This is a genomic window from Streptomyces flaveolus, from assembly GCF_014648815.1.
Lineage (GTDB): Bacteria > Actinomycetota > Actinomycetes > Streptomycetales > Streptomycetaceae > Streptomyces > Streptomyces flaveolus.
The window spans coordinates 1-23,969 of the sequence record NZ_BMRV01000001.1 but is presented as its reverse complement, the minus strand read 5'-3'; the positions used below and the strand labels follow the sequence as shown (position 1 = coordinate 23,969).

Annotated in this window: 19 protein-coding genes; 4 read left to right on the top strand and 15 right to left on the bottom strand. The window is 72.1% G+C overall.

The features are described 5' to 3' along the window. Positions 1-35: 35 nt before the first annotated feature. Both IEZ05_RS00095 and IEZ05_RS00090 read right to left on the bottom strand, forming a co-directional pair. Positions 36-200, bottom strand: coding sequence for a hypothetical protein (locus tag IEZ05_RS00095; RefSeq protein WP_189227843.1), 165 nt, complete (start codon positions 198-200; stop codon positions 36-38). A gap of 145 nt (positions 201-345) precedes the next feature. Then, positions 346-507 carry a hypothetical protein gene (locus tag IEZ05_RS00090; protein ID WP_189227842.1) on the bottom strand — a complete coding sequence of 54 codons (162 nt, stop codon included), beginning with the start codon at positions 505-507 and terminating at the stop codon, positions 346-348. Between the two features lie 140 nt (positions 508-647). Between IEZ05_RS00090 and IEZ05_RS00085 the strand changes: the two genes are divergently transcribed. Continuing rightward, positions 648-1,787, top strand: coding sequence for a M48 family metallopeptidase (locus IEZ05_RS00085; protein WP_189227841.1), 1,140 nt, complete (start codon positions 648-650; stop codon positions 1,785-1,787). Positions 1,788-1,796: 9 nt separating this feature from the next. Here IEZ05_RS00085 and IEZ05_RS00080 read toward each other — a convergent pair whose 3' ends face one another. The 6 genes from IEZ05_RS00080 to galE all read right to left on the bottom strand — a co-directional run bounded on the left by IEZ05_RS00080 (position 1,797) and on the right by galE (position 8,010). Continuing rightward, on the bottom strand, positions 1,797-2,864 hold the full coding sequence (locus IEZ05_RS00080) for an SCO2583 family membrane protein (RefSeq protein ID WP_189227840.1): 1,068 nt from the start codon (positions 2,862-2,864) through the stop codon (positions 1,797-1,799). Between the two features lie 85 nt (positions 2,865-2,949). Continuing rightward, a complete protein-coding gene (locus IEZ05_RS00075) occupies positions 2,950-3,519 on the bottom strand; it encodes an SCO2584 family spore wall biosynthesis protein (RefSeq protein WP_189227839.1) in 570 nt (189 codons plus the stop codon). A gap of 131 nt (positions 3,520-3,650) precedes the next feature. Beyond that, positions 3,651-4,937, bottom strand: a complete 1,287-nt coding sequence (locus tag IEZ05_RS00070; protein ID WP_189227838.1) for a glutamate-5-semialdehyde dehydrogenase — start codon at positions 4,935-4,937, stop codon at positions 3,651-3,653. Positions 4,938-5,037: 100 nt separating this feature from the next. Next, positions 5,038-5,544 carry a hypothetical protein gene (locus IEZ05_RS00065; protein WP_372462682.1) on the bottom strand — a complete coding sequence of 169 codons (507 nt, stop codon included), beginning with the start codon at positions 5,542-5,544 and terminating at the stop codon, positions 5,038-5,040. A 144-nt stretch (positions 5,545-5,688) separates the two neighbouring features. Beyond that, positions 5,689-6,792: a glutamate 5-kinase gene (gene proB / locus IEZ05_RS00060; protein ID WP_189227836.1), complete on the bottom strand. Its 1,104-nt coding sequence runs from the start codon at positions 6,790-6,792 to the stop codon at positions 5,689-5,691. Between the two features lie 246 nt (positions 6,793-7,038). Beyond that, a complete protein-coding gene (gene galE, locus IEZ05_RS00055; RefSeq protein ID WP_189227835.1) occupies positions 7,039-8,010 on the bottom strand; it encodes a UDP-glucose 4-epimerase GalE in 972 nt (323 codons plus the stop codon). Between the two features lie 330 nt (positions 8,011-8,340). Here galE and IEZ05_RS00050 point away from each other — a divergent pair, with 330 nt between their 5' ends. The 3 genes from IEZ05_RS00050 to IEZ05_RS00040 are packed head-to-tail and all read left to right on the top strand — an operon-like array spanning position 8,341 to position 14,624. Next, positions 8,341-10,587 carry a bifunctional glycosyltransferase/CDP-glycerol:glycerophosphate glycerophosphotransferase gene (locus IEZ05_RS00050; RefSeq protein WP_189227834.1) on the top strand — a complete coding sequence of 749 codons (2,247 nt, stop codon included), beginning with the start codon at positions 8,341-8,343 and terminating at the stop codon, positions 10,585-10,587. 18 nt (positions 10,588-10,605) lie between these two features. Next, entirely contained in the window at positions 10,606-13,482 is a 2,877-nt protein-coding gene (locus IEZ05_RS00045; RefSeq protein WP_189227833.1) for a bifunctional glycosyltransferase/CDP-glycerol:glycerophosphate glycerophosphotransferase, read from the top strand. After that, on the top strand, positions 13,479-14,624 hold the full coding sequence (locus tag IEZ05_RS00040; protein ID WP_189227832.1) for a glycosyltransferase family 4 protein: 1,146 nt from the start codon (positions 13,479-13,481) through the stop codon (positions 14,622-14,624). Before IEZ05_RS00045 ends, IEZ05_RS00040 begins: the two co-directional genes overlap by 4 nt. 121 nt (positions 14,625-14,745) lie before the next feature. Here IEZ05_RS00040 and obgE read toward each other — a convergent pair whose 3' ends face one another. From obgE to IEZ05_RS00005, 7 genes are all read right to left on the bottom strand, one after another. Then, the gene (gene obgE / locus IEZ05_RS00035) at positions 14,746-16,182 is read right to left on the bottom strand and encodes a GTPase ObgE (protein ID WP_189227831.1); all 1,437 of its coding nucleotides are present in this window, start codon (positions 16,180-16,182) and stop codon (positions 14,746-14,748) included. 103 nt (positions 16,183-16,285) lie between these two features. Continuing rightward, positions 16,286-16,540, bottom strand: a complete 255-nt coding sequence (gene rpmA / locus IEZ05_RS00030) for a 50S ribosomal protein L27 (protein ID WP_003976205.1) — start codon at positions 16,538-16,540, stop codon at positions 16,286-16,288. 14 nt (positions 16,541-16,554) lie between these two features. Beyond that, positions 16,555-16,875 (bottom strand): 50S ribosomal protein L21, encoded by a 321-nt coding sequence (gene rplU, locus IEZ05_RS00025; RefSeq protein ID WP_004931419.1) that lies wholly within the window; start codon positions 16,873-16,875, stop codon positions 16,555-16,557. 322 nt (positions 16,876-17,197) lie between these two features. After that, the gene (locus IEZ05_RS00020) at positions 17,198-21,322 is read right to left on the bottom strand and encodes an Rne/Rng family ribonuclease (protein WP_189227830.1); all 4,125 of its coding nucleotides are present in this window, start codon (positions 21,320-21,322) and stop codon (positions 17,198-17,200) included. A 275-nt stretch (positions 21,323-21,597) separates the two neighbouring features. Next, a complete protein-coding gene (locus IEZ05_RS00015) occupies positions 21,598-22,377 on the bottom strand; it encodes a TIGR03936 family radical SAM-associated protein (protein ID WP_189227829.1) in 780 nt (259 codons plus the stop codon). 48 nt (positions 22,378-22,425) lie between these two features. Further along, positions 22,426-23,484, bottom strand: a complete 1,059-nt coding sequence (locus IEZ05_RS00010) for a hypothetical protein (RefSeq protein WP_189227828.1) — start codon at positions 23,482-23,484, stop codon at positions 22,426-22,428. A 41-nt stretch (positions 23,485-23,525) separates the two neighbouring features. After that, a partial coding sequence (locus tag IEZ05_RS00005) for an FG-GAP-like repeat-containing protein (RefSeq protein ID WP_189227827.1) occupies positions 23,526-23,969 on the bottom strand: 444 nt, incomplete at its 5' end.

Here is a 23,969-nt window from a genome sequence, read left to right as displayed (position 1 = left end):
CGGCCCGGTCCAGGCCCCCAGATCCCCCCTCGCGCTCAGCGGTCGCGGTTGAAGCGCGTGGTGATCCACAGCAGGAGCAGCAGGATGAACAGCGCGGCGCCGCCGGTGAGGTAGGGGCTGAGGCTCTCGTGGTTGCCGCCGTGCCCCTCGCCCTCGGCAGCGAGAGTGACCAACTGGGCAGCAGTGCTGTGGATGCTCATCTTCGGCAGGACCTATCAGGTGTGGGCGGGATAAGGACGTCGCGCCTCATCGTATGCGGGCGTCCCGCGGACGATCACGCCGACTCCGCCGTTGGGGACGGCCCCTGGCCCCCTGCGGCCGTGGCCGGGGAACCTTCCGTTCGCCTCAGTCGTCCTTCCGCTTGTACCCCCGCAGCAGGAACCACGCGGTCAGCACACAGCCCAGCACCATCACGATCAGGACGACCCGGAGCAGATTGCCCGCCCCTTGCTGCTCGGCCGCGGTCGCCGCCTCGGCGAGCCAGGCGGTGTGGGGGGTGTGCTCCATGACGGTGACTCCTTCGCTGTACTGCCCGTCCACGGTATCTCCGCCTAGGCTGGGCCCGGCTCCGGGGGCACAAAGGGCCGCACAAGGGTTCGCAAAGGGCCTTCCCACGCACAGGCCCACAGACGCACATGGGGGAAGACATGTCCGACGGCCACCAGCACAACGGGCACGAGAAGGTGCCGGGCAGGCAGCGCAGCCGCTTCCCCGGGATCTCCTCGCGTGCGTACGAGCATCCGGCCGACCGCAGTGCCCTGGTGGCGTTGCGCAAGCTGAGCGGTTTCGACACGGTGTTCAAGGCCCTGAGCGGCCTGCTGCCCGAGCGGAGCCTGAGGCTGCTGTTCCTGTCCGACTCGGTGCGCGTCTCGGACCGGCAGTTCGCCCATCTGAACGACATGCTGCGGGACGCCTGCTACATCCTGGACCTGGAGAAGGTCCCGCCGATGTACGTCAACCAGGACCCGGTCCCGAACGCGATGTGCATCGGCCTGGACGAGCCGATCATCGTCGTCACCACGGGCCTCGTGGAGCTGCTGGACGAGGAGGAGATGCGGGCGGTCGTCGGGCACGAGGTCGGCCACGCGCTGTCCGGCCACTCGGTGTACCGGACCATCCTGCTCTTCCTGACGTCCCTCGCCGTCCGGGTCGCCTGGATCCCGCTGGGCAACGTGGCGATCATGGCGGTCGTGACGGCGCTGCGCGAATGGTTCCGCAAGTCGGAGCTGTCCGCCGACCGCGCGGGGCTGCTGGTCGGCCAGGACCTCCAGGCCTCGATGCGTGGCCTGATGAAGATCGCGGGCGGTAACCACCTGCACGAGATGAACGTGGACGCCTTCCTGGAGCAGGCCGACGAGTACGAGGCCGGGGGCGACCTGCGCGACTCCGTGCTGAAGATCCTGAACGTGCTGCCCCGCACGCACCCGTTCACCACGGTGCGGGCCGCCGAGCTGAAGAAGTGGGAGGCCTCCCGGGACTACCAGCGGATCATGGACGGCCACTACCCGCGCCGCGAGGAGGACAGGGACGCCTCGGTCCGGGACTCCTTCCGCGAGTCGGCGTCCAGCTACGCCACCCATGTGCGCAGCTCCAAGGACCCGCTGATGAAGCTGGTGAACGACATCGCGGGCGGCGCCGGCGACCTGGGCGACCGGATGCGGCGGGGCTTCGGCGGGTTCACGTCCTCCCAGCAGAGGCCGCCCAGGGACACGGACGGCACCGACGGTTCGCAGGGACCGGGCGGCCCGGAGACGCCGGACGACCGTCCGCCGCGCGACGGCGCCTGAGCCCGCCGCTCACACCGCGGGCTGGGCGCCCGTCGCCAGCGTGCCGCACACGGCCGGGGCGCTGCCGGTGGTGTACGGGTCGGTGCCGGCGGGGCCGCCGGCCTTCGCGGTCTGGCCCGCGAGCAGCGGGCGCAGGTGGTTCGCCGAGTCCTCGGCGCAGGACAGCGGCCCCGCCTGCACGGAGGAGGCCACGAGCTGTGTCTGGTGCAGGCGCAGGTCGTCCCGGTCGAAGCGGAAGTGCAGCTCGCGCCGGACGGTGAACAGCGATGCCTCGGCCCGCGCGTCCCCGGCGGGCCGCAGCGCGTAGACGAGGGTGTGGTCGGCGGTGACCTCGAGGGTGGAGGCGTCGCTCTCCACCACCGTCAGGCTGCCCCGCACCTTGATCTCGTCGCCCGCCAGCTCGGCCCGGGAGGGGTCGAAGCGCACCAGCCACCCGGTGGGCACGTGCCGGCCGTCGGCCGCGGGGTGGGCGAAACTGTCGTCGAACTGGCCGAGCTGCTCGGGGTCGAGCAGCACCCGTACCGAGCGGACGTCGCCGCCGTCGAGCACGTCCGGGTCGAGTGCCGAGCGGACGATGTAGTTCTTGGCGGTGGTCAGCGCGTTCAGCACCTGGTCGTCCGAGAAGTGCGCGGTGCGCCGGGCACCCGGGAGCGGCACGCCCTCGGCCCCGGCCGCGAAGTGCGCGGCGGGGCTGTGCGCGTACAGGTACGCCGGGTCGCCCGCGCCGGGGACCTCGCCCCGGGGGGCGAGCGGGACGACGGTCATCCGCACCTGCTCGGACGGCTGCCGCGCGGCGGGGCTCTGGTACGGGTGCCGTACGCCCATGTAGATCGCGGTGCCGAAGGCGAGGGCGATCAGCACGAAGAGGATCAGCACCTGCCGGGACAGTCCCCGGCGCAGCGGCGGGCGACGGCGTACGGCGGGGGCGTGGTCGGTGATGCGTTCCTGGGCGGAGAACTCCTGGAGGCGGGCAGCGCGGACGAACGACTCGTCGAAGACGACGGATCGGTACTCGTCCTCTCCGCCTCCGGGAGCGCCCTCGGGCGCCCCTCCGGGCGGGTCGCCAAGCCCTGCCATACCTTCAGGGTAGGTCTGGCGAGAGTCGCGTAAACGCGGTGGCGCAGGTGAAGTTGGGACAGGTTCGGGCCGCCGGACCGGCAGGTCAGGGGCTGCGCGGGAGCACCGGGACCGGGGGCCCGGAGTAGTCGGCGGAGGCCGAGGGGGTCACGGTGCCGCCCTGCTCCGGCCCCGTCGAGGCGGGCGGCGGCACCTGCTCCGGGCTGCTGCCCGAGGAGGCGCCCCGGTAGACCGCCGCGAAGGCCAGCGCGACCATGCCGACGCCCATCACCAGGGCGAGCATCCAGGCGACGGGCCGGTGCCAGCGGACCTGCTTGCCGTAGGCCGGCGGTGCACCGTAGGGGCGGTCGAGGAGGTCGCGGTCGTCGTCCGGGTCGTCGAGGTCGGGATCATGGCCGAAATCGCCGTACCCGTCGTCGTAGCGCTCGGCTCGGGAGCGCCCTCGGCGGGCCGCCTCGGCCTCGGTGGCCTCGGCTCTGGCCTGCGCGGCGGCGAGGAGGCGTTCGACGGCGGTCGGCTCGTGCACCGCGGCCGCCCGTACGAAGGCCTCGTCGAAGACCACGGAGGCGAACTCTTCGTCCGACACCCCGCGGTCGTGTTCGTCGTCGGGCTCCCAGCCGTCAGGGAACGGCCTACCCCCCACGTCCTCCGGCACGGATCCAGAGTAGACCTGGGGGGTCGATTTGGGCAGACGGCGGGGAAATTCATCCGGTGGGTGAGATGCCCCGTTCGGATCAATGGCGCCCGATGGGGCGCGTGCCGCTCACATATGCCCCGGCGTGCGCCTCAGCGCCGCACGTGTCCGTCGCCGGTGACGATGTACTTGGTACTGGTCAGCTCCGGCAGGCCCATCGGGCCGCGGGCGTGCAGCTTCTGCGTGGAGATCCCGATCTCGGCGCCGAAGCCGAACTGGCCGCCGTCGGTGAACCGGGTGGAGGTGTTCACGGCGACGGTGGTGGAGTCGACCAGCTGGGTGAAGCGGCGGGCGGCCTGCTGCGAGGTCGTCACGATGGCCTCGGTGTGGCCGGAGGTCCACAGCCGGATGTGCTCGACGGCCCGGTCGAGGGAGTCCACGACGGCCGCGGCGATGTCGTAGGACAGGTACTCGGTCTCCCAGTCCTCAGGCGTCGCCTCCACCACGGTCGCCTTGGTGTCCTTGGCGTGCGCCATCACCCGCTCGTCGGCGTGCACGGTGACGCCGGCCTCGGCGAGGGCGTCCAGGGCGCGGGGCAGGAACTCGGCGGCGATGTCCTGGTGGACCAGGAGGGTCTCGGCGGCGTTGCAGACGCTGACGCGCTGGGCCTTGGAGTTGATCAGGATGTCGACGGCCATGTCGAGGTCGGCCTGCGCGTCGACGTAGACGTGGCAGTTGCCGGTGCCGGTCTCGATGACGGGGACGGTGGACTCCTGCACGACCGTGTTGATCAGCGAGGCGCCGCCGCGCGGGATGAGCACGTCGACCAGGCCGCGGGCGCGCATCAGCTCGCGCACGCTGTCGCGGCTCTCGCCGGGCACCAGCTGCACGGCGTCGGCCGGCAGCCCGGCGCCGCCGACGGCGTCGCGGACGACCCGGACGAGGGCGGTGTTCGACTGGTACGCGGAGGAGGAGCCGCGCAGCAGGACCGCGTTGCCGGACTTCAGGCACAGGGCGGCGGCGTCGACGGTGACGTTGGGCCGGCCCTCGTAGATGATCCCGACCACGCCGAGCGGCACGCGGACCTGGCGCAGGTCGATGCCGTTGGGGAGGGTGGAGCCGCGCACGACCTCGCCGACGGGGTCGGGCAGCGCGACGACGTCGCGCACGTCGGAGGCGATGGCGCGGACCCGCTCCGGGGTCAGGGTGAGCCGGTCGATGATGGCCTCGCTGGTCCCGGCGGCGCGGGCCTTGGCCACGTCCTGGGCGTTGGCCTCCACGATCTCGCTCGTCCGGACCTCCAGTGCGTCCGCGACGGCGAGCAGCGCGTCGTCCTTCGCGGCCCGCGGCAGCGGCGCGAGGTCGGCCGCGGCGGCCTTGGCCCGGTAGGCGGCCCGGGTGACCGGGGACATCGAGTCGTACGGCGAGAGCGTGGTCATGGGGGAAGCGTAGTAGGCCGGACGGGGCCGTTCACCGGTCGTCCCACACCCCGAGACATGCGACGGACGGGGCCAAAAGGGGTGAGCCGGAAGGGGCCCGCTAGAAGGGGTGGACTCCGACCGGGGTGGCCGGTGCCGGTCCGTACCCCGCGGCGATGCGCTGGTGGTAGGTCGACCGGTCGATGACCTCCAGGCCGACGATCTCCCAGGGCGGCAGTCCCGCGGTCTGCCGGTGCTCGCCCCACAGGCGCAGCGCTACGGCGGCGGCGTCGTGCAGGTCGCGGGCCTCCTCCCAGTACCGGATCTCCGCGTGGTCGTCGGCGTACCGGCTGGTCAGCAGGAAGGGGTGGTCGTGGGCGAGCTGCTCCAGGGCGCGGCGCACCTCGGGGAGCGGGGCGCGGGCGCCGGAGACGCTGAGGGTGACGTGCCACAGGCGCGGGGTGTGCGCCGGTTCCTCGCCCCGGAACCGGTCGCCGGCCGCCACGCTCGTCAGGGCGCGTTCCTCACCGGCCGCACGGGCGCCGCCGCGGGCCCCGGTGGCGGCGCGCGGTCCGGTACCGCCCCGGGAGCCGGTACCACCGCGGGACGCCGCCGTCCCAGGGCGCACTCCGCTCACGACGGCCTCCTTCACGCACACGGCTGGGCCCGGTGGTCGGCCGGGCTTGTCCCTGAGGAAAGTTGAGCAGGCCGCAAGAGATCCTGTGCCGGTTTTACGGAACGTCCACCACCGATTCGGGGACGTTTCGGCCCATTACGGGTGCAGGATCACCAGATCGTCCCTGTGTACGACCTCGCGTTCGTACGCCGGTCCCAGCTCGCGCGCCAGTTCCCGGGTGGAGCGGCCGATCAGCCGGGGGATCTCCTTGGCGTCGAAGCCGACGAGTCCGCGGGCCACCGCGTGTCCCTCGCCGTCCCGCAGTTCCACGGGGTCGCCCGCGGCGAACTCGCCCTCGACGCCGGCGATCCCGGCCGGGAGCAGTGACTTGCGGCCCTGCACGACCGCGCTCACCGCCCCGTCGTCGAGCACGAGCGCGCCGCGCGGGGCGGAGGCGTGCTGGAGCCACAGCAGCCGGTCGGTGGAGCGCTTGCCGGTGGCGTGGAAGTAGGTGCCGGTGTCCCCGCCGGCCAGGGCGTCGGCGGCGTGGACGGCGCTGGTCAGCACCACCGGGATGCCGGCGGCGGCGGCGATCCGGGCCGCCTCGACCTTGGTGACCATGCCGCCGGTGCCGACCCCGGCCTTGCCGGTGCTGCCGATCTCGACGTCCACGAGGTCGGCCGGGCCCCGCACCTCCGCTATCCGCGAGGTGCCCGGCCTGCTCGGGTCGCCGTCGTAGACGCCGTCGACGTCGGAGAGCAGCACCAGCAGGTCGGCGCGGACCAGGTGGGCGACGAGGGCGGCGAGCCGGTCGTTGTCGCCGAAGCGGATCTCGTCGGTGGCGACGGTGTCGTTCTCGTTGACGATCGGGAACGCACCCATCGCGAGGAGCTTGTCGAGGGTGCGGGAGGCGTTGCGGTGCTGGGAGCGGCGGCTCATGTCGTCGGTCGTCAGGAGCACCTGGCCGACGCGGACGCCGTAGCGGGCGAAGGAGGCGGTGTAGCGGGCCACCAGCAGGCCCTGGCCGACGCTGGCGGCGGCCTGCTGCCGGGCCAGGTCCCTCGGGCGGCGGCGCAGGCCCAGCGGGGCGAGGCCGGCGGCGATGGCGCCGGAGGAGACGAGGACGACCTCCTTGTCGGCGCCCCGCACCTTGGCGAGGACGTCCACGAGCGCATCGACGCGGTCGGCGTCCAGGCCGCCCGCCGCTGTGGTCAGCGACGAGGAACCGACCTTGACGACGATTCTGCGGGCCTCGCCCACGGCTTTCCTTGCCCCTGCCACTGTGCCGTCTGCCCTCTCGCCTCTACGGGCGCCGCTTCGGACGCTCGCCAGGCAATCTACGCGAAGCGGCTCCCCCACCGCGGCCCGGTCCAGGCTGCGGACAGGGACGCCGCGGCCCTTCGGCCTCCCGGACGTCCGAAGCACGGTCGACAACGGTCGCCCCGCCCGCACCCCGCCCCGGCACGCGGCGCGCACGGCACCGCCGGGCTCACCGCGCCCGAGTGCTCAGCCGTTCCGGTGGCGCCAGCCCTGCCAGGCCGAATCGATCATGTCGTCCAGGCCGTGGCGGGCGGACCAGCCCAGTTCCTCGCGGGCACGGTCGGCCGAGGCCACGACGCGGGCCGGGTCGCCGGGCCTGCGGTCCGTCACCAGCGGGGCGACGTCCTCCTTGCCGGCGACCTTGAGGATGCGGTCCACCATCTCCCGGACCGAACTGCCCTCGCCGCGCCCGATGTTGAGGGTGAGCGCAGTTCCCTCCGGGGCGTCCGTCAGGCGCCGGGCCGCCGCGAGGTGCGCGGAGGCGATGTCCTGGACATGGATGTAGTCCCGGACGCAGGTGCCGTCCGGCGTGGCGTAGTCGTCACCGAAGACGCGCGGGGCCTCGCCCGCCTCCAGGCGCTCGAAGACCATGGGGATGAGGTTGAAGACGCCCGTGTCGGCCAACTCGGGGCCCGCCGCACCGGCCACGTTGAAGTAGCGCAGGGAGGCGGCGCGGATGCCGTGGGCCCGGGCGGCGGCGTTGATCAGCCACTCGCCGACCAGCTTGGTCTCGCCGTAGGGGCTCATCGGCAGACAGGGGGTGTCCTCCGTGACGAGGTCCACGTCCGGCATGCCGTAGACCGCGGCGGACGAGGAGAAGACGAGACGGTCGGCCCCGCAGGCCGTCATGGCCTCCAGGAGGGTCTGCAGACCCGTGACGTTCTCGCGGTAGTAGCGGAGCGGCTGCTCCACCGACTCCCCCACCTGCTTCTTGGCCGCGATGTGCACCACGCCTGTCACAGCATGGTCACGAATCGCGCCCTCCAGGAGGGGACCGTCCAGCACGCTGCCGACCACCAGCGGTACCCCCTCGGGCACCCGGTCGGCGCAACCGGTGGACAGGTCGTCGTACACGACCACGCTCTCACCGCCGTCGACCAGGGCACGCACCACATGCGCACCGATGTATCCGGCTCCGCCCGTGACCAGCCAGCTCATCCTCATGCCTCCCTGATTTCCGTCTCGAGATGCAGACTCGTCCGTGCGCAACGGAAAATCGAGTCGGGCACAAAGGACAGAAACCAGGAAAGGGTGCATACAAACCGAACGTGAGGAAGTTCAAACCTGACGCCGACCGGCCGGACCACCCCGCCGCCGCCCCGCATTCCGCGCGGTAGGCGGCCCACGTCGCCCGGCCACCGTGCCCACGGAAACTTCATGTGAATCCTTTACGCTGATGCGGCGGCGCGCTCGGGCCCACCGACGCTCGGAGCGCGCTCCGGTCCCAGCCCGCGCTCCCGTGGTCCAGTCTCGGAACAGGTTGTAAGGATGCCCAAGCTCTCTCTCGTCGTTCCCGTGTACAAGGTGCGGGGGTACCTCCCCGAGTGCCTCGACTCCGTGCTGGGTCAGGACTACACGGACTTCGAGATCGTCGCGGTCGACGACTGCTCGCCGGACGGATCGGGCGCCATTCTCGACGAATACGCACAACGGGACGACCGCATTCATGTGATTCATCTCACCGAGAATGTCGGCCTGGGGCGCGCGCGCAACGCGGGACTGGACAAGGCCCAGGGTGAATACGTGCTCTTCCTGGACAGTGACGACACACTGTCCGACGGAGCGCTCACCGCGATCGCGGACCGGCTCGAGGCCACCGGGAATCCCGAGATCCTGGTCTACGACTACGCCCGCACCTACTGGGACGGCAGCGTCCGCCGCAACGCGCGGGCGGACCTGCTCACGCACGACGGCCCCGACACCTTCTCCCTCGCCGACCGGCCCCACCTGCTCGATCTGCTGCAGATCGTCTGGAACAAGGCGTACCGGCGTGACTTCGTCACCCGGTCGGGGTTCACCTTCCCGACCGGGTACTACGAGGACGCCCCCTGGACGTTCTGCTCGATGATCAGCGCCGAGCGGATCGCCGTACTGGACCGGGTCTGCGTGTTCTACCGGCAGCGCCGCGAGGGCGGCAACATCCTCAAGACGGTCAGCCGCAAGCACTTCGACGTCTTCGACCAGTACCGGCGCGTCTTCGACTTCCTCGACGAGCACGCGGAACTCGACCAGTGGCGCGGCCCGTTGTTCCGCAAGATGGTCGACCACTACCTGACCATCCTGGAGCGCCCGGGCCGGCTGCCGCGCGACGCCCGTGCGGAGTTCTTCCACCGGGCCGCCGCCGACTACCGCGCGCGCCTGCCCGAGGGCTTCGAGCCGCCGGCCGGCCGCCGCCGTCACAAGTACACGCTGCTGCAGCGCGACACGTACCCGGTCATGGCGAGCGCGCTGACCGCGCTGCGGGTCCGGCAGAACGTCCGCAGCCGCACGCGCCGCACGCTCAACCGGTCCAAGCGCGGCGCGATGGACGTCTTCTACCGGTCGCAGCTGCGGCTGCCGCTGGACGAGAACCTCGCGGTCTTCTCCGCCTACTGGAGCCGCAGCGTCTCCTGCAACCCCGCGGCCATCGACGCCGAACTGGGCCGTCTGGCGCCCCACGTCCGCCGGGTGTGGGCCGTGCGGCCGGATGCGGTGAAGCAGGTGCCCGAGGGCGTGGAGTACGTACGCGTGGGCTCACGGGCGTACTGGGCCGCCGTGGCCCGCGCCAAGTACCTCGTCAACAACGTGAACTTCGGGGACACGGTGGTGAAGCGGGAGGGCCAGATCCATGTGCAGACCCACCACGGCACGCCGCTCAAGACCATGGGCCTGGACCAGCAGAAGTACCCGGCGTCCACCAACATGGACTTCGCCAAGCTCCTGAGGCGCTGCGACCGCTGGGACTTCAGCATCAGCTCCAACCGGTTCTCGACCAGCGTGTGGGAGCGGGTCTACCCCAGCTCGTACACCACCCTGGAGACCGGCTACCCGCGCAACGACATCCTGCTCACCGCCGGCGCCGAGGAGGTGCGCGCGGCCCGCGAGGACCTGGGGCTGCGCGCGGGCACCACGGCGTTCCTCTACGCGCCCACGCACCGCGAGTACCAGAGCGGGTTCGTGCCCCGCCTGGACCTGGAGCGGCTCGCCGAACGGCTGGGGCCGGACGTCACGCTGCTGGTGCGGGGCCACTACTTCTACGGCGGCTCCACCCGGCTCGCCGAGCTGCAGTCCGCCGGGCGGATCGTCGACGTGTCGGCGTACCCGTCGGTGGAGCGGCTGTACCTCGCCTCCGACGGCCTGATCACCGACTACTCGTCGGCCATGTTCGACTACGCCAACCTGGACCGTCCCATCGTCGTCTTCGCCGACGACTGGGACACCTACTCCGTGGTCCGCGGTACCTATTTCGACGTGCTGCGGCAGCCTCCGGGCGCCGTCGCCACGACGCAGGAGGAACTCACCGACCTGCTCTGCTCCGAGGGGTGGCGCGACGACCGGGCCACCGAGGCCCGGGCCCGTTTCCGGCAACGTTTCTGTGACTTCGACGACGGGCATGCAGCCGAACGCGTCGTTCGGCACGTCTTCCTCGGTGAGCCGCTCGCGGACCTGCCGCCGATCGTGCCGTTGGACGAGCGGGTGCCCGCTCCGCCACCCGGCCCGGACGTCGTCGCGTCCGACCCGATATCCGTTCTTTAACCAGAGGTAGCTGCTGCTGTGTCCCAGCGTCACGACAGAACGCCCGACATCAGCGTCGTCGTCATCGTCTACAACGACGCGGATCGTCTTCCGACAGCTGTGCAGTCGGTCCTCGACCAAACCCTGCAGAACGTCGAGGTCATCGTCGCCGACGACCACTCCACCGACGGCTCCTTCGAGGTCGCGCAGAGGCTGGCGGCCGCCTCGGACCGGGTGCGGGCCATCCAGCTGGCCGAGAACAGCGGCGGCTGCGGCGAGCCCCGCAACCAGGGCATAGCCATCGCCCGCGGCCGCTACGTGATGTTCCTCGACAGTGACGACACCCTCGAGGTCAACGCCTGCCGCAACATGCTGGACGCCGCCGAGCGCACCGGCGCCGACCTCGTGTCCGGCCTGTGCCTGCGCGTCCACACCGACAGCCGGACGGGCAAGACGGCCAAGTGGTACCAGTGGCTCTACCGGCAGACCCGCACCTTCGACTCGATCGCGGAGATACCGGACCTCCTGGTCTTCGACACCCTGTCGACGAACAAGTGCTACCGGCGCGAGTTCCTCGTCGACAGCGGCCTGACGTTCCCCCGCGGCATCCACTACGAGGACCTGCTCTTCTCCGCCCAGGCGTACCTGGCCGCCTCGCGGATCACCCTGATCCCGAACACGGTCTACCACTGGAACGTCGTCGAGAAGACCGAAGAGAAGTCGATCAGCAACCGCCGGCACGAGATCAACAACTTCGCCGACCGGCTGGAGATCCACCGCAGGATCGACCGCATCCTCGCCGAGCAGGGTCACGACGAGCTGAAGCTGCACAAGGACATCAAGTTCCTCAAGCACGACCTCGTCCTCTACCTCCGGGACCTGCCCTTCCTGGACGACGACTACCGGCACCACTTCGCTCAGATGGCCAACGGGTACATCAAGGACTTCCCGGAAGAGGCCTACGCGGAGCTGTCCCCGATCCACCGGCTCTGCGCCTACCTGCTGCTGCAGGAGGACTGGGAACACCTCATGCCGGCCATCGACACGCTCATCAACAAGAACAAGGTCTCCAGCCCGCTGCTGGAGCGTGACGGCCGGGTCTACTGGTGTGCCGAGCACCTCGACGACCCGATGGGCCGCGCCGTGCTCGACGTGACCGACCTCGGCTACCACGCCAAGCCGGTGCAGCGTCTCAACCTGCGCAACGCGGTGACCCGGTACGCGGAGCAGCCCGCGGGGGTGACCCTCGCGGGCGCCCTGGTCAACCCGCTCGGCGTGATCGCTCCCGACGCCCGTCTGGAGGGCGAGCTGGAGTTCCGCGCCCGCCGCAAGAGCCTGCAGTCGTTCCGCTTCCCGGTGGGGACGCTGCGCCACGACGGGGACTCCGTCACCTGGCAGGCCACGGTTCCGCTGGCGAGCAAGCTGCGCCCCGTGGGCCTCGTCGACGACGTGTGGGACGTGCGCATGCACCTCACGGTCGACGGCGAGCGCACCACGAGCCGGCTCACCGTCGGGCGCACCGACCTGGAGGGCGCCGGCGAGATCCGCGTCCGGCCCCGGCTGGGCCGCATGATGGCCGACCGCATCCGGCCGCACGCCTCGGCCAACGGGCACCTCGCCTTCCGGCTGGCCCAGCACGGGCGGCTCGCGCAGCGCACGTCGACGCTCGTGCAGCGCAACATGCAGAGCCCGCCCGCCCAGGTGGCGAAGAAGATGGTGCGCAAGGTCGCCTCGGTGCGCAAGGACCTCAACTCCGGTGCGCGCAAGATCGAGACCTTCGAGCGCATGATCCGGCTGCTGCCCGTGCGCAAGGGCACCGTCGTCTTCGAGAGCCACCTCGGCAAGCAGTACAGCGACAGCCCGCGCGCCATCTACGAGGAGCTGCGCCGCCGCGGTGTGCCGATCAAGCCCATCTGGTCGTACGCGGGCAGCCGCCCCACCGGTTTCCCGCAGGACGTGGAGCTGGTGCGCCGCTGGTCGTGGCCGTATCTCAGGGCGCTGGCGCAGGCCGAGTTCTGGATCGACAACCAGGGTTTCCCGCTGAAGCTCAGCAAGCGGCCGGAGACCACGTACATCCAGACCTGGCACGGCTCCGCGCTCAAGCGCATGGGCTTCGACGAGCCGCAGTACCGGATCATGCCCGAGCACGAGCAGCAGGCCTACCAGCGGGCGATCGACCGCTTCGACCACTTCGTGGTGCGCGGACAGCACGACGAGAAGACGCTGGCCCGGGCCTACCGGATCCCGGAGGAGAAGCTGCTGCGCACGGGCTACCCGCGCAACGACGCCCTGGTGCGGGCCCGCGAGTCGGCGACCGTCGATCCGGCCGCGGAGGAGCTCGCCGAGCGGCTGGGCATCCGGCGGGACCTGCCGGTCGTCCTCTACGCCCCGACGTTCCGGGCGCAGCAGAACGGCAAGGTCCGCAAGTTCGAGTTCCCGTTCGACGTCGAGGAGTTCGCGGACCGCTTCGGTGACCGGTTCACCCTGCTGATCCGCACCCACTACCTCAACAACGTCACGCTGCCGCCGTCGGTCGCCGGCCGGGTGATCAACGTCAGCGAGGAGCCGGACATCACCCCGGTCATGCTCCTGTCGGACGTGCTGATCACCGACTACTCGTCGGTGATGTTCGACTACGCCCTGCTCCAGCGGCCGATGGTGTTCTTCACCTACGACTGGGACGAGTACGTGGAGAACAGCCGCGGCACCTACTTCGACCTGTCCGAGCAGGCTCCCGGACCGCTGGCGGGCACGGCGGAGGAACTCTTCGACGTGCTGTCGGACCTGGACGCCCTCGCGTCCGGCTGCGAGGGACGGATCAAGGAATTCATGACGCAGTACGGTGAGTACGACCGTGGCGACGCCGCCGCCCGGATCGTCGACCGCTTCTTCGGTTCCGAGGGAGAAGCCCGATGACAGAGCGCGACATCATCTTCGTGGCCAACGAGGTCAACGAACTCGGCGGCGTGGCCCGCTGGCAGGCGCTGATGGCCCGGCTGCTCGCCGAGCGCGGGCACCGCGTGACCATCGTGGGCATCGCCCCGCCCGAGGTGCCGATGGACCTCGGGGACAACCCGCCCTTCGCCACCGTGACGCTCTACGACGAGCGTCCGCCCGGCCGCTGGCAGGCCCGCAACCTCCGGGACCGGGCCAACCTCGCGGCCCGGCGCCGGGAGGCCGCCCGCGAGACGGGCATGCGGGAGGCGACCGAGCGGCTGTCGCGCCTCTTCCGGGCCGCCCGCCCGGGTGCCATGATCGTCGTGACCCAGGTGTGGGCCATGGAGTGGGTGGCCGTCGCCGACACGGCCGGGCACCCGGTCATCGGCATGAGCCACGAGTCCTTCGAGTACTCCAAGGGCTCCTCCCGCTTCCAGCGCGTCCAGAAGTACTACAAGGACGTGGACCGGCTGCTCCTGCTGACCCAGGAGGACGCCGACCTGTGGGTGGGCCGCGGCCTCAACAACGTGGGCTTCATGCCGAACCCGCTGCCGATGATGCCCGAGGTCCCTTCCCGGCGCACCGAGAAGGTGGTCGCGAGCATCGGCCGCCTCGGTCATCAGAAGGGCATCGACATGCTGCTCGACACCTGGGCCGAGGCAGCGCCCAAGCACCCCGGATGGCGGCTGCGCATCTACGGTTCCGGGCCCGACGAGCAGGCCCTGAAGCGGCAGTGCACGGAGCTCGGCCTGGACGGGTCGGTGGAGTGGGCCGGCCAGACCGACGACGTCGTGGGCGCGCTGCACGGGGCCTCGGTGTTCGTGCAGTCCTCGCGCGGTGAGGGCTTCCCGCTGGCCCTGCTCGAGGCGATGGCCTGCGGCGTGCCCTGCGCCGCCTTCGACTGCGCCCCCGGCGTCCGCCAGATCGTCCAGGACGAGGAGGACGGCCTCCTCGCCCGGCCCGGCAACACCACGGAGCTGGCACGCCAGCTGGGCCGGCTGATGGAGGACGCCGAGCTGCGGGACACGATGGGTGAGAAGGCGCGGGCCAACGTGCAGCGCTACTCGCCGTCGGCCATCACCGATCAGTGGGAAGAGCTCTTCGCGTTCCTGGAGCGCTGAGCACCCGCCCGTACCACCCGCACGACACAGGAGGCGAGAACCGGCCCGCTCGGGGTCCGGTTCTCGCCTCCTGTGTCGTGTGCGGGGGCCGTCGGACGCGGGGGTCCGACGTGCGGGTCCGTCAGAACGGATCGAAGCCGTCGAACTCCCGCTCCGCCTCGTCCCGTTCGGCGTCCCGGTCCCGGCGTCGCTGGGCGGCCGGGCGGGGTGCCTCGAAGCGGTGGTCCTCGCCGCGGCGGCCGAGCATCTCGGCGCCGGCCGTCACCGACGGCTCCCAGTCGAAGACGACCGCGTTGTCCTCGGGGCCGATGGCCACGCCGTCGCCGCCGCGGGCGCCGGCCTTCAGCAGCTGCTCCTCGACGCCGAGGCGGTTGAGGCGGTCGGCGAGGTAGCCGACGGCCTCGTCGTTGTTGAAGTCGGTCTGCCGCACCCAGCGTTCGGGCTTCTCGCCGCGCACGCGGAACAGGCCGTCCTCCTCGCGGGTGACGGTGAAGCCGGCGTCGTCCACGGCCTTGGGCCGGATGACGATCCGCGTGGCCTCCTCCTTCGGCCGGGCGGCACGCGACCTCGCCACCAGCTCGGCCAGCGCGAAGGACAGCTCCCGCAGCCCGATGTGGGCGACGGCCGACACCTCGAAGACCCGGTAGCCGCGCGCCTCCAGGTCCGGCCGGACCATCTCGGCGAGGTCCTTGCCGTCGGGCACGTCGATCTTGTTGAGGACGACGATGCGGGGCCGGTTGTCCAGCCCGCCGTACTCGCGCAGCTCCGCCTCGATGATGTCCAGGTCGGAGACCGGGTCACGGTCGGACTCCAGCGTCGCCGTGTCCAGGACGTGCACCAGCACGCTGCACCGCTCCACGTGCCGCAGGAACTCCAGGCCGAGGCCCTTGCCCTGGCTGGCGCCGGGGATGAGGCCGGGGACGTCCGCGATGGTGTAGACGGTCTCGCCGGCCGTCACCACGCCGAGGTTCGGCACGAGCGTCGTGAAGGGGTAGTCGGCGATCTTCGGCTTGGCCGCGCTCAGCACGGAGATGAGCGACGACTTGCCGGCGCTCGGGTAGCCGACCAGCGCCACGTCGGCGACGGTCTTCAGCTCCAGGTGGATGTCCTGGAGGTCGCCGGGCTCGCCGAGCAGCGCGAAGCCGGGGGCCTTGCGCCGGGCGGAGGCCAGCGCCGCGTTGCCGAGGCCGCCCCGGCCGCCCTGTGCGGCGACGTAGCACGTGCCGTGGCCGACCAGGTCGGCGAGGACGTTGCCGGCCTTGTCGAGGACCACGGTGCCGTCGGGCACGGGCAGGACGAGGTCCTGGCCGTCCTTGCCGGAGCGGTTGCCGCCCTCGCCGGGCTTGCCGTTGGTGGCCTTGCGGTGCGGGGAGTGGTGGTAGTCGAGGAGCGTGGTCACCGACTGGTCGACGGTGAGGATCACGTCGCCGCCACGGCCGCCGTTGCCACCGTCCGGGCCGCCGAGCGGCTTGAACTTCTCACGGTGGACGGAGGCACAGCCGTGACCTCCGTTACCCGCGGCGACGTGCAGCTCGACGCGGTCCACGAAGGTGGTCATGGGATGTGCCTCCAGTTACTACGGGGTTGTCTCTTGGGTAACACGCGAAAGGCGGACCCGCTTCCCGTCCGGGAAGTGAGGTCCGCCTCGCGAAAGTTTCCGATCAGGCGACCGGAACGATGTTCACGACCTTGCGGCCACGGTGGGTGCCGAACTGCACCGCACCGGCCTGCAGCGCGAACAGCGTGTCGTCGCCGCCACGGCCGACGCCCGCACCCGGGTGGAAGTGGGTGCCGCGCTGGCGGACCAGGATCTCGCCCGCGTTGACGGCCTGACCACCGAAGCGCTTCACGCCGAGGCGCTGAGCGTTGGAGTCACGACCGTTACGGGTGGACGATGCGCCCTTCTTGTGTGCCATCTCTCCTCAGTCCCTTACTTCGCAGCCGCGGGGATCTCAGTGACCTTGATCGCCGTGTACTGCTGGCGGTGGCCCTGACGACGGCGGTAGCCGGTCTTGTTCTTGTAGCGCAGAATGTCGATCTTCTGGCCCTTGTGGTGGTCCACGACCTCGGCCTGGACCTTGATGCCGGCCAGCACCCACGGGTCGCTGGTCACAGCGTCGCCGTCGACCACGAGCAGGGTCGAGAGCTCGACCGTGTCGCCGACCTTGGCGGTGGAAATCTTGTCAACCTCAACGATGTCGCCGACAGCAACCTTGTGCTGGCGACCACCGCTGCGCACGATGGCGTACACGCGGATCTCACTCTCTCGCTCGGGAACGGCACCCCCGCAGTCCAGCCGCCCGGTGCAACACGGACGGCCTCTCCCGGCGTGCTGCCCGCGAGGGCCCGCATGCGGAAGGAAAGAGGTTTACGGGGATGTGACGCGTCAGTCGACACGCCGACGGTCAAGATTACGGGGACACGCGACAGGGGTCAAACCGGGCTCCCGGCCGCCGCCGTGAGGCCGCTCGGCGGGGCCGTGTGCGGGGCCCGCGCGCGTCGTGGCAGGCCCCGCACAGGCGTGTGGCCCCGCCCGGACGGGCGGGGCCACACGTGGTGCCGCAGGGGCCGGATCAGCCCTCGTCGGTGGCGGCCGTGACCGAGGACGGCGCCGCCTGCTCGGCCGCCGCGGTCTTCTTCGACGCCGTCTTCTTGGCCGTGGCCTTCTTGGCGGTCGTCGTCTTGGCCGCCTTCTTGGCCGTGGTCTTCTTCGCGGTCGTCGTCTTCTTGGCCGCGGTCTTCTTGGTGGCGGCCTTCTTCGCCGTCGCCTTCTTGGCCGTCTTGCGGGCCGCCGCCTTCTTGGCCGGGGCGGCCTCGTCACCGGACGCGTCCACGGCCGGGGCCTCGGCCGCCTCGGGCTCCGCCGGTGCCTCCGCCTCCGCCGGGGCCGACGGGACGACCACGACGGCCGCCTCCTCGGACGCGGTCGAGGTGGTGGGCTTGCGCACGGCCCGACGGCGCGGACGGGCCGGAGCGGCGCTCTCGGCGGCCGGCGCGGCCTCCTCGGCCGCCGGTGCCTCGGCCACGGCCGGCGCGGTCTCGGGGACCGTCAGCACGGCGGCCTCGGCACCCGCGGGCGAACCGGCCGGTGCGGACACCTTCCGGGTGGCCCGACGGCGCGTACGGCCCTTGGGCGCCGCCTCGTCGGCGGTCGGAGCCGCCTCGGGGGCGGCCGGGGCCGGGGCGCCGGACAACGCGTCCTCGATGGCCGCGGGCTCGGCCAGCACCTCGGCGGCCGGTTCCTGCACGACCGGACGCTCGATCTCTTCCGCGACCGTGACGTCCTGCGCGGTCGGCGCCTGGGCCTCGCCGCGCGCGGCCTCGTCCTTCGCGGCCTTCGGGGCACCCGCCGGGGCGGACGCCCGCCGGCTCGCCCGACGCCGGCCGCGACCGCGCGTGGCGGCGGCCTCGGCCTCGGCGGCGCTGCTGTACAGCTCCTCGTCCGGGGTGAACTCGGCCGGCAGGGCGACCGGCTCGGCCACCTCGGCGGCGACCTCGGCCTCGGACTCGGTGTCCGCCTCCTGCTCCGCCGTCGGCACCGTCTCGACCCCGGCCACGGCCTCGTGGTCGTGCTCACCGGCACCGGCACGCGCCCGCTTGCGGCGCTTGCCACCGCCGCCACCGGCGGAGGACGGCTGGTCAAGGTGGACGATGACACCACGGCCGTTGCAGTGGACGCAGGTCTCCGAGAACGACTCCAGCAGGCCCTGGCCGACCCGCTTGCGGGTCATCTGGACCAGACCCAGCGAGGTCACCTCGGCGACCTGGTGCTTCGTACGGTCCCGGCCCAGGCACTCCAGCAGGCGCCGCAGCACCAGGTCCCGGTTGGACTCCAGCACCATGTCGATGAAGTCGATGACGATGATGCCGCCGAGGTCGCGCAGCCGGAGCTGGCGCACGATCTCCTCGGCCGCCTCCAGGTTGTTCCTGGTGACCGTCTCCTCGAGGTTGCCGCCCTGACCGGTGAACTTGCCGGTGTTGACGTCGACGACGACCATCGCCTCGGTCCGGTCGATCACCAGCGAACCGCCGCTGGGCAGCCAGACCTTGCGGTCCAGCGCCTTGGCGAGCTGCTCGTCGATCCGGTAGGTGGCGAAGACGTCGACCTCGGAGGTCCACTTGGACAGCCGGTCGGCGAGGTCCGGGGCGACGTGGGACACGTAGCCGTGGATGGTCTGCCAGGCGTCGTCGCCGCTGACGACGACCTTGGAGAAGTCCTCGTTGAAGATGTCCCGCACGACCCGGACGGTCATGTCCGGCTCGCCGTACAGCAGCGTCGGCGCGTTGCCGTTCTTGGCCTTCTTCTGGATCTCCTCCCACTGCGCCTGGAGCCGCTCGACGTCGCGGCGCAGCTCGTCCTCGCTGGCGCCCTCGGCGGCGGTGCGCACGATGACGCCCGCGTCCTCGGGGACGATCCGCTTGAGGATGGTCTTCAGCCGGGACCGCTCGGTGTCGGGCAGCTTGCGGCTGATGCCGGTCATCGAGCCCTCGGGCACGTAGACCAGGTAGCGGCCGGGGAGGGAGACCTGGCTGGTCAGGCGGGCGCCCTTGTGGCCGATCGGGTCCTTGGTGACCTGCACGAGGACGGACTGCCCGGACTTGAGGGCGGACTCGATGCGGCGGGGGCCGTGGCCCATGCCCAGCGACTCGAAGTTGACCTCACCGGCGTACAGCACGGCGTTGCGGCCCTTGCCGATGTCGATGAAGGCGGCCTCCATCGACGGCAGGACGTTCTGCACCTTGCCGAGGTAGACGTTGCCGACGTACGAGGTGGCCTGCTCCTTGTTGACGTAGTGCTCGACGAGCACCCCGTCCTCGAGGACGCCGATCTGCGTGCGCTCGCCGTGCTGGCGGACGATCATGACGCGCTCGACGGCCTCGCGGCGGGCCAGGAACTCCGCCTCGGTGATGATCGGCACGCGCCGGCGGCCCTGCTCGCGGCCCTCGCGGCGGCGCTGCTTCTTGGCCTCCAGGCGGGTGGAGCCCTTGATGGACTGCACCTCGTCGGACGGCTCGGCCTTCGGGCGGGGCTCGCGGACCTTGACGACGGTGCGCTCGGGGTCGTCGGCGGACGTCTCGACGTCGCCGGACGAATCCCCGGCGCGGCGGCGACGGCGACGGCGGCGACGGCTGCTGCTGGAGCCGCCGTTCTCGCCGGTGGCGTCCTCGCCCTCCTCGGCGTCCTCCTCCGCCTGCTCGGCGGTGTCCTCGGCGTCCTGGGCGGCCTGCTCGGCGGCGGTGTGCTCGATGTCGTCGTCCGCGGACTCCTCGGAGCCCTCGGCCAGGTCGCCCCGGCGACGGCGGCGGCCGCCCCGACGCCGGCGGCGGCGCGAGCCGTACTCCTCGGAGCCCTCGGCGTCGTCACCGTGGTCGTCGCCCGACTCGTCGGCCTCGGCCTCGGCGTCGGCCTCCGGCTCGTCGGCGACGGCCCGGGTGGGCGTGCGGTCCTCGGTGGTCTCCTCCGGGCCCGCGGTACGGCGCCGGCGGCGGCGACGCGAACCGGCGGTCTCCTCCGGGAACTCCTCGGGCGCCTCGGTCTCCCGGACGGCCTGCTCCGGCTCGGGCACGGCGGCCTCGGCGGCGGCTTCCGCCGCGGCCCGCTCGGGCGTCTGGAACTTGGGCTCCGCGAACACGGGCGCCTGGAACACGGCGACGGCGGGACGCGCGGGACGCTTCGGGGCGTCCGCCTCGTCGGACGCGGCGGCGCTCCGCGCGGGCTCGGCGAAGCCACCGGCGGCCTTGCGGGCGGACCGACGACGCGCGCGACGCGGAGCGGCCTCCTCGACGGGCGCGGCGGGCTCGGCACTCGCAGCGGCCTCGGGGGCCGGGGTGGCCTCGGCGGCCTGCGCGGACTCACCCGAGTCCTCGCTCACGGTCTCGGCCGGGGCCTCCGCGGCCTCGGGGGCGGACACACGCCGCGTGGCACGCCGACGCGTACGCCGCGGAGCAGCGTCCTCGGCGGCCTCCTCGACGGGCGCGGCGGCGGGAGCGGTCTCGGGGGCAGCGGCAGCCTCGGCCGCGCCGGTCTCGGTCGCGCCGGTCTCGGTCGCCGTCTCGGCCGGCTCGGCAGCCGCGGGCTCACCGGCGGGGGCGGACACACGCCGCGTGGCACGCCGACGCGTACGCCGCGGAGCGGCCTCCTCGGCGGCCTCCTCGACGGGCGCGGCGGTCTTCTCGACGGGCGCGGGCTCCGGGGTCGCCGCGGCGGTCTCGGCCTCCGGTGCGGGCGCGGCGGCGGTGGGCGAGGTCACCGTGCGCGTGGCACGGCGACGGCTACGGCGGGGAGCGGCGTCCTCGGTGGTCCCGGCGCTCGCGGCCGGCTCGGGCTCGGCGGGCGTCTCGGCGGCGGGCGCCACGGGGACGACGGTCTCGGCGGCCTCGGCCGACGTCGGGGACCCGACGGGCGCGGAGGCACGGCGCACGGCGCGGCGCCGCGGGCGGCCCGCGGACACCGGCTCGGCGACCTTCTCAGGCGTCCCGGTCACCTCGTCGGCGGCCTCTTCCGGCTCCTCGGCCGCGGCGGGCGCCTCGGCCGGCGCGGCGGTCTCCGCCTGCGCGCCGGAGGCGCCGGACGGGGGCCCCGCCGGGCGGGACGCGGCCCTGCGCCGACGACGCGGCGGCAGGGTGTCGCTGGGGGTGTTCATCTCGGAGTCCGTCGAGGAAATGGCGGACTCTGCGGATTCGGTCGGTTCGAGCATGCGGGGGTTTCTCCCGTCAGGCTCCCGGGCGCCGCGCCGTGGTCCGGGATCGACCGTGTCGACCGCCGGTGACGTCCGCGGCTCGCGCGATGCGCGGTTGCCGCCGTCCGGGGCGCGGGCGCCGCTCGGGAGCTCTCCGTGTCTTGTCTCGCCGGTTCCGTACCCCTTGTCGTGCACGGCCTGGCGAAAGTCTTGTGGTCGGTGCGCTGCCCGACCCAGGTGGCTCCCGAGTTCGAGGGCGGCGCTACGACGCTCGTCCCTGTGCGGAACCTTCCTTACGCCGGCGCCTTCGCGGCGGCAGCAGCGGCGGCCGGTTGCGGCTCGGGCGTTGCTGCCTCGCGGTCGGGCGCGAGCGGGTCGGTCACCGCGCCGGTCTCTTCATCGAACAGCCCCTGCGCCAGCCTGGTCACCGCTGCGGGGACCGGCGGCGCCAGGTCGGCCACGGCGCGAAGACCGGACAGGACGTCGTCGGGTCGTACGGCAGGCGTCACGTGCCGAACAACCAGCCGCAGTATCGCACAGGGCCGGTCGGTCGGCCTATCAGCCGGCGTATCAGAGGTGGTGGTCGCGTTCTCGAGGCTCACGACGGCGGAGCGGGCGTCGAAGGTACGGACGCCGTTCTTGGTCCGGCGCTGGACCTCGACCGCCTCGGCCGCGTTGAAGGCCGCCACGGCGCGCTCGGCGTCCGCGGACTCCACGCCGTCCAGCCGCAGCTCCCAGACGGAAGCCGTCAGCCGGTCGGCGAGCCCGGAGGTGCGGGCCTCGACCGCCTCGACGACGTCGAGCCCGGCGGGCAGCGACTCGTCGAGGAGCAGCCTCAGCTGCTCCGGGTCGCGCGCCTCGGTGAGCGCGATCTCCAGGTATTCCGCTTCACTGCCCGTGCCGGTGGGTGCGGCATTGGCGTACGACACCTTCGGGTGCGGGGTGAACCCCGCCGAGTACGCCATGGGCACCTCGGCGCGGCGCAGCGCACGCTCGAAGGCGCGCTGGAAGTCACGGTGGCTGGTGAACCGGAGGCGGCCGCGCTTGGTGTAACGCAGTCGGATGCGCTGCACCGCGGGTACGGGCGGCGGGCCTTCGGGCTGTCGCTTGCCCAGTGTCGTTCAGTCCTTCGTGAGAGCGGTCGTACTGCTACCAAGAGTACGTGCCTCCGCCGCGGATGGTTCCCGCCGGGCCACCGTCGGCTTCGTCGCCGGCTCCCCGAACAGGGCCCGCAGCACGTCGGCACGGGCCCGCCGGACGGAGCCGCGGACGTCTTCCAGCGCCTGCCGCACGGCCCGGCCGACGGCGCGCGAGGCGTCCGCGGCGGGCCGCCAGACCGCGTCCCGCACGACGTGTCCCACCGGCGTCAGGAGGGTCCGGTACACCCAGCGCGCCGGATCCCCGACGAGCAGGCGGAAGACGGTCCCGAGGAACCGGCCGACGGCGAGCGAGACGTGGCCCGCGATCCGCCAGGCGTGCCCGAGGGCGGCGCCGACCTCCCGTCCGACGACGGCGAGGCCCCTGCCGACGGGCGCCAGCACCCACCGCCACAGCGCGAGGACGGGCAACACCAGCAGGATCCGGGCGGTCCAGTACAGCGCGGTGCCGACTCCGGTGACGACCGTGCGCAGACACCAGGCGATCCCTCTGCCGCACCAGGCGATCGCGTGCCCGACGGGAGTGAGGACCCACGTGTACAGCCAGGTCGCGGGCACGACGACGAGATACCGCCCGAGCCAGGCACCGACGGCGTACAGTCCGCGCCCCACCGCGGCGAGCACCGCGCCCACCCCCCTGCCCACCCACAGGAACCCGTGCCCGACGGGCGTCAGCACCCACCGGTACAGCCACACCGCCGGTACGACGAGGAGGATTCTGCCGAGCCAGGCGATGCCGCGGGCCAACGGCACGACCACGTATCTCCACAGGCCGACGGCGGGCCACACGAACAGGGCCCGCCCGAGCCGTCCCAGCGCCCGCCCGAAGGGCCGCAGCACGGTGTCCCGCAGGAAGCGCCCGCCGACGACGAGCGCGTCCCACACCAGGCGGACCGGCACGACCAGGACCAGCACGACGATCCGGACCGGGATGCGGATCGCCACGGTGAGACACCCTTCGGCGTCCGACCGGCGGGCCGGCTCCTGCGGGTCGCTGCCGGGGGGCCGTTTCTCGAGGTCCATACAGGTATGGACGCCGAAAGGGCCCGCCCGGATCCCCGCGATCAGGTCAGTTCACTGCGCTGCCAGCTCCAGCTGATGGTTCCGGTGCTGTCCCACTTGCGCACCGGCCCGCCGAAGCCGGTACCCGTACTCGTGAACGTCCACAACGCCGCACGGCCCGCGCCGTCGCTCTGCTGACCGTTGTCGTACAGGACACCGACGTCGGAGCGGCCGTCACCGTCGAAGTCACCCGACGTCACCTTGGAGCGGCTCCACATCCAGCTGATGCTCCCGGTGCTGTCCCACTTGCGCACCGGGGCACCGAAACCGGTACCCGTACTCGTGAACGTCCACAACGCCGCACGGTTCGCACCGTCACTCTGCTGACCGTTGTCGTACAGCACACCCACATCGCCACGGCCGTCACCGTCGAAGTCACCGGAGACCACCTTCGAACGGCCCCAGTCCCAGCTGACGGTCCCGGTGCTGTCCCACTTGCGCACCGG

Bases quoted from the DNA above. Each gene is read 5' to 3' on its own strand.
- IEZ05_RS00095 (WP_189227843.1), bottom strand. From the start codon at position 200: ATGAGCATCCACAGCACTGCTGCCCAGTTGGTCACTCTCGCTGCCGAG.
- IEZ05_RS00090 (WP_189227842.1), bottom strand. From the start codon at position 507: ATGGAGCACACCCCCCACACCGCCTGGCTCGCCGAGGCGGCGACCGCG.
- IEZ05_RS00085 (WP_189227841.1), top strand. From the start codon at position 648: ATGTCCGACGGCCACCAGCACAACGGGCACGAGAAGGTGCCGGGCAGG.
- IEZ05_RS00080 (WP_189227840.1), bottom strand. From the start codon at position 2,864: ATGGCAGGGCTTGGCGACCCGCCCGGAGGGGCGCCCGAGGGCGCTCCC.
- IEZ05_RS00070 (WP_189227838.1), bottom strand. From the start codon at position 4,937: ATGACCACGCTCTCGCCGTACGACTCGATGTCCCCGGTCACCCGGGCC.
- galE (WP_189227835.1), bottom strand. From the start codon at position 8,010: ATGAGCTGGCTGGTCACGGGCGGAGCCGGATACATCGGTGCGCATGTG.
- IEZ05_RS00050 (WP_189227834.1), top strand. From the start codon at position 8,341: ATGCCCAAGCTCTCTCTCGTCGTTCCCGTGTACAAGGTGCGGGGGTAC.
- IEZ05_RS00040 (WP_189227832.1), top strand. From the start codon at position 13,479: ATGACAGAGCGCGACATCATCTTCGTGGCCAACGAGGTCAACGAACTC.
- obgE (WP_189227831.1), bottom strand. From the start codon at position 16,182: ATGACCACCTTCGTGGACCGCGTCGAGCTGCACGTCGCCGCGGGTAAC.
- rpmA (WP_003976205.1), bottom strand. From the start codon at position 16,540: ATGGCACACAAGAAGGGCGCATCGTCCACCCGTAACGGTCGTGACTCC.
- IEZ05_RS00020 (WP_189227830.1), bottom strand. From the start codon at position 21,322: ATGCTCGAACCGACCGAATCCGCAGAGTCCGCCATTTCCTCGACGGAC.
- IEZ05_RS00010 (WP_189227828.1), bottom strand. From the start codon at position 23,484: ATGGACCTCGAGAAACGGCCCCCCGGCAGCGACCCGCAGGAGCCGGCC.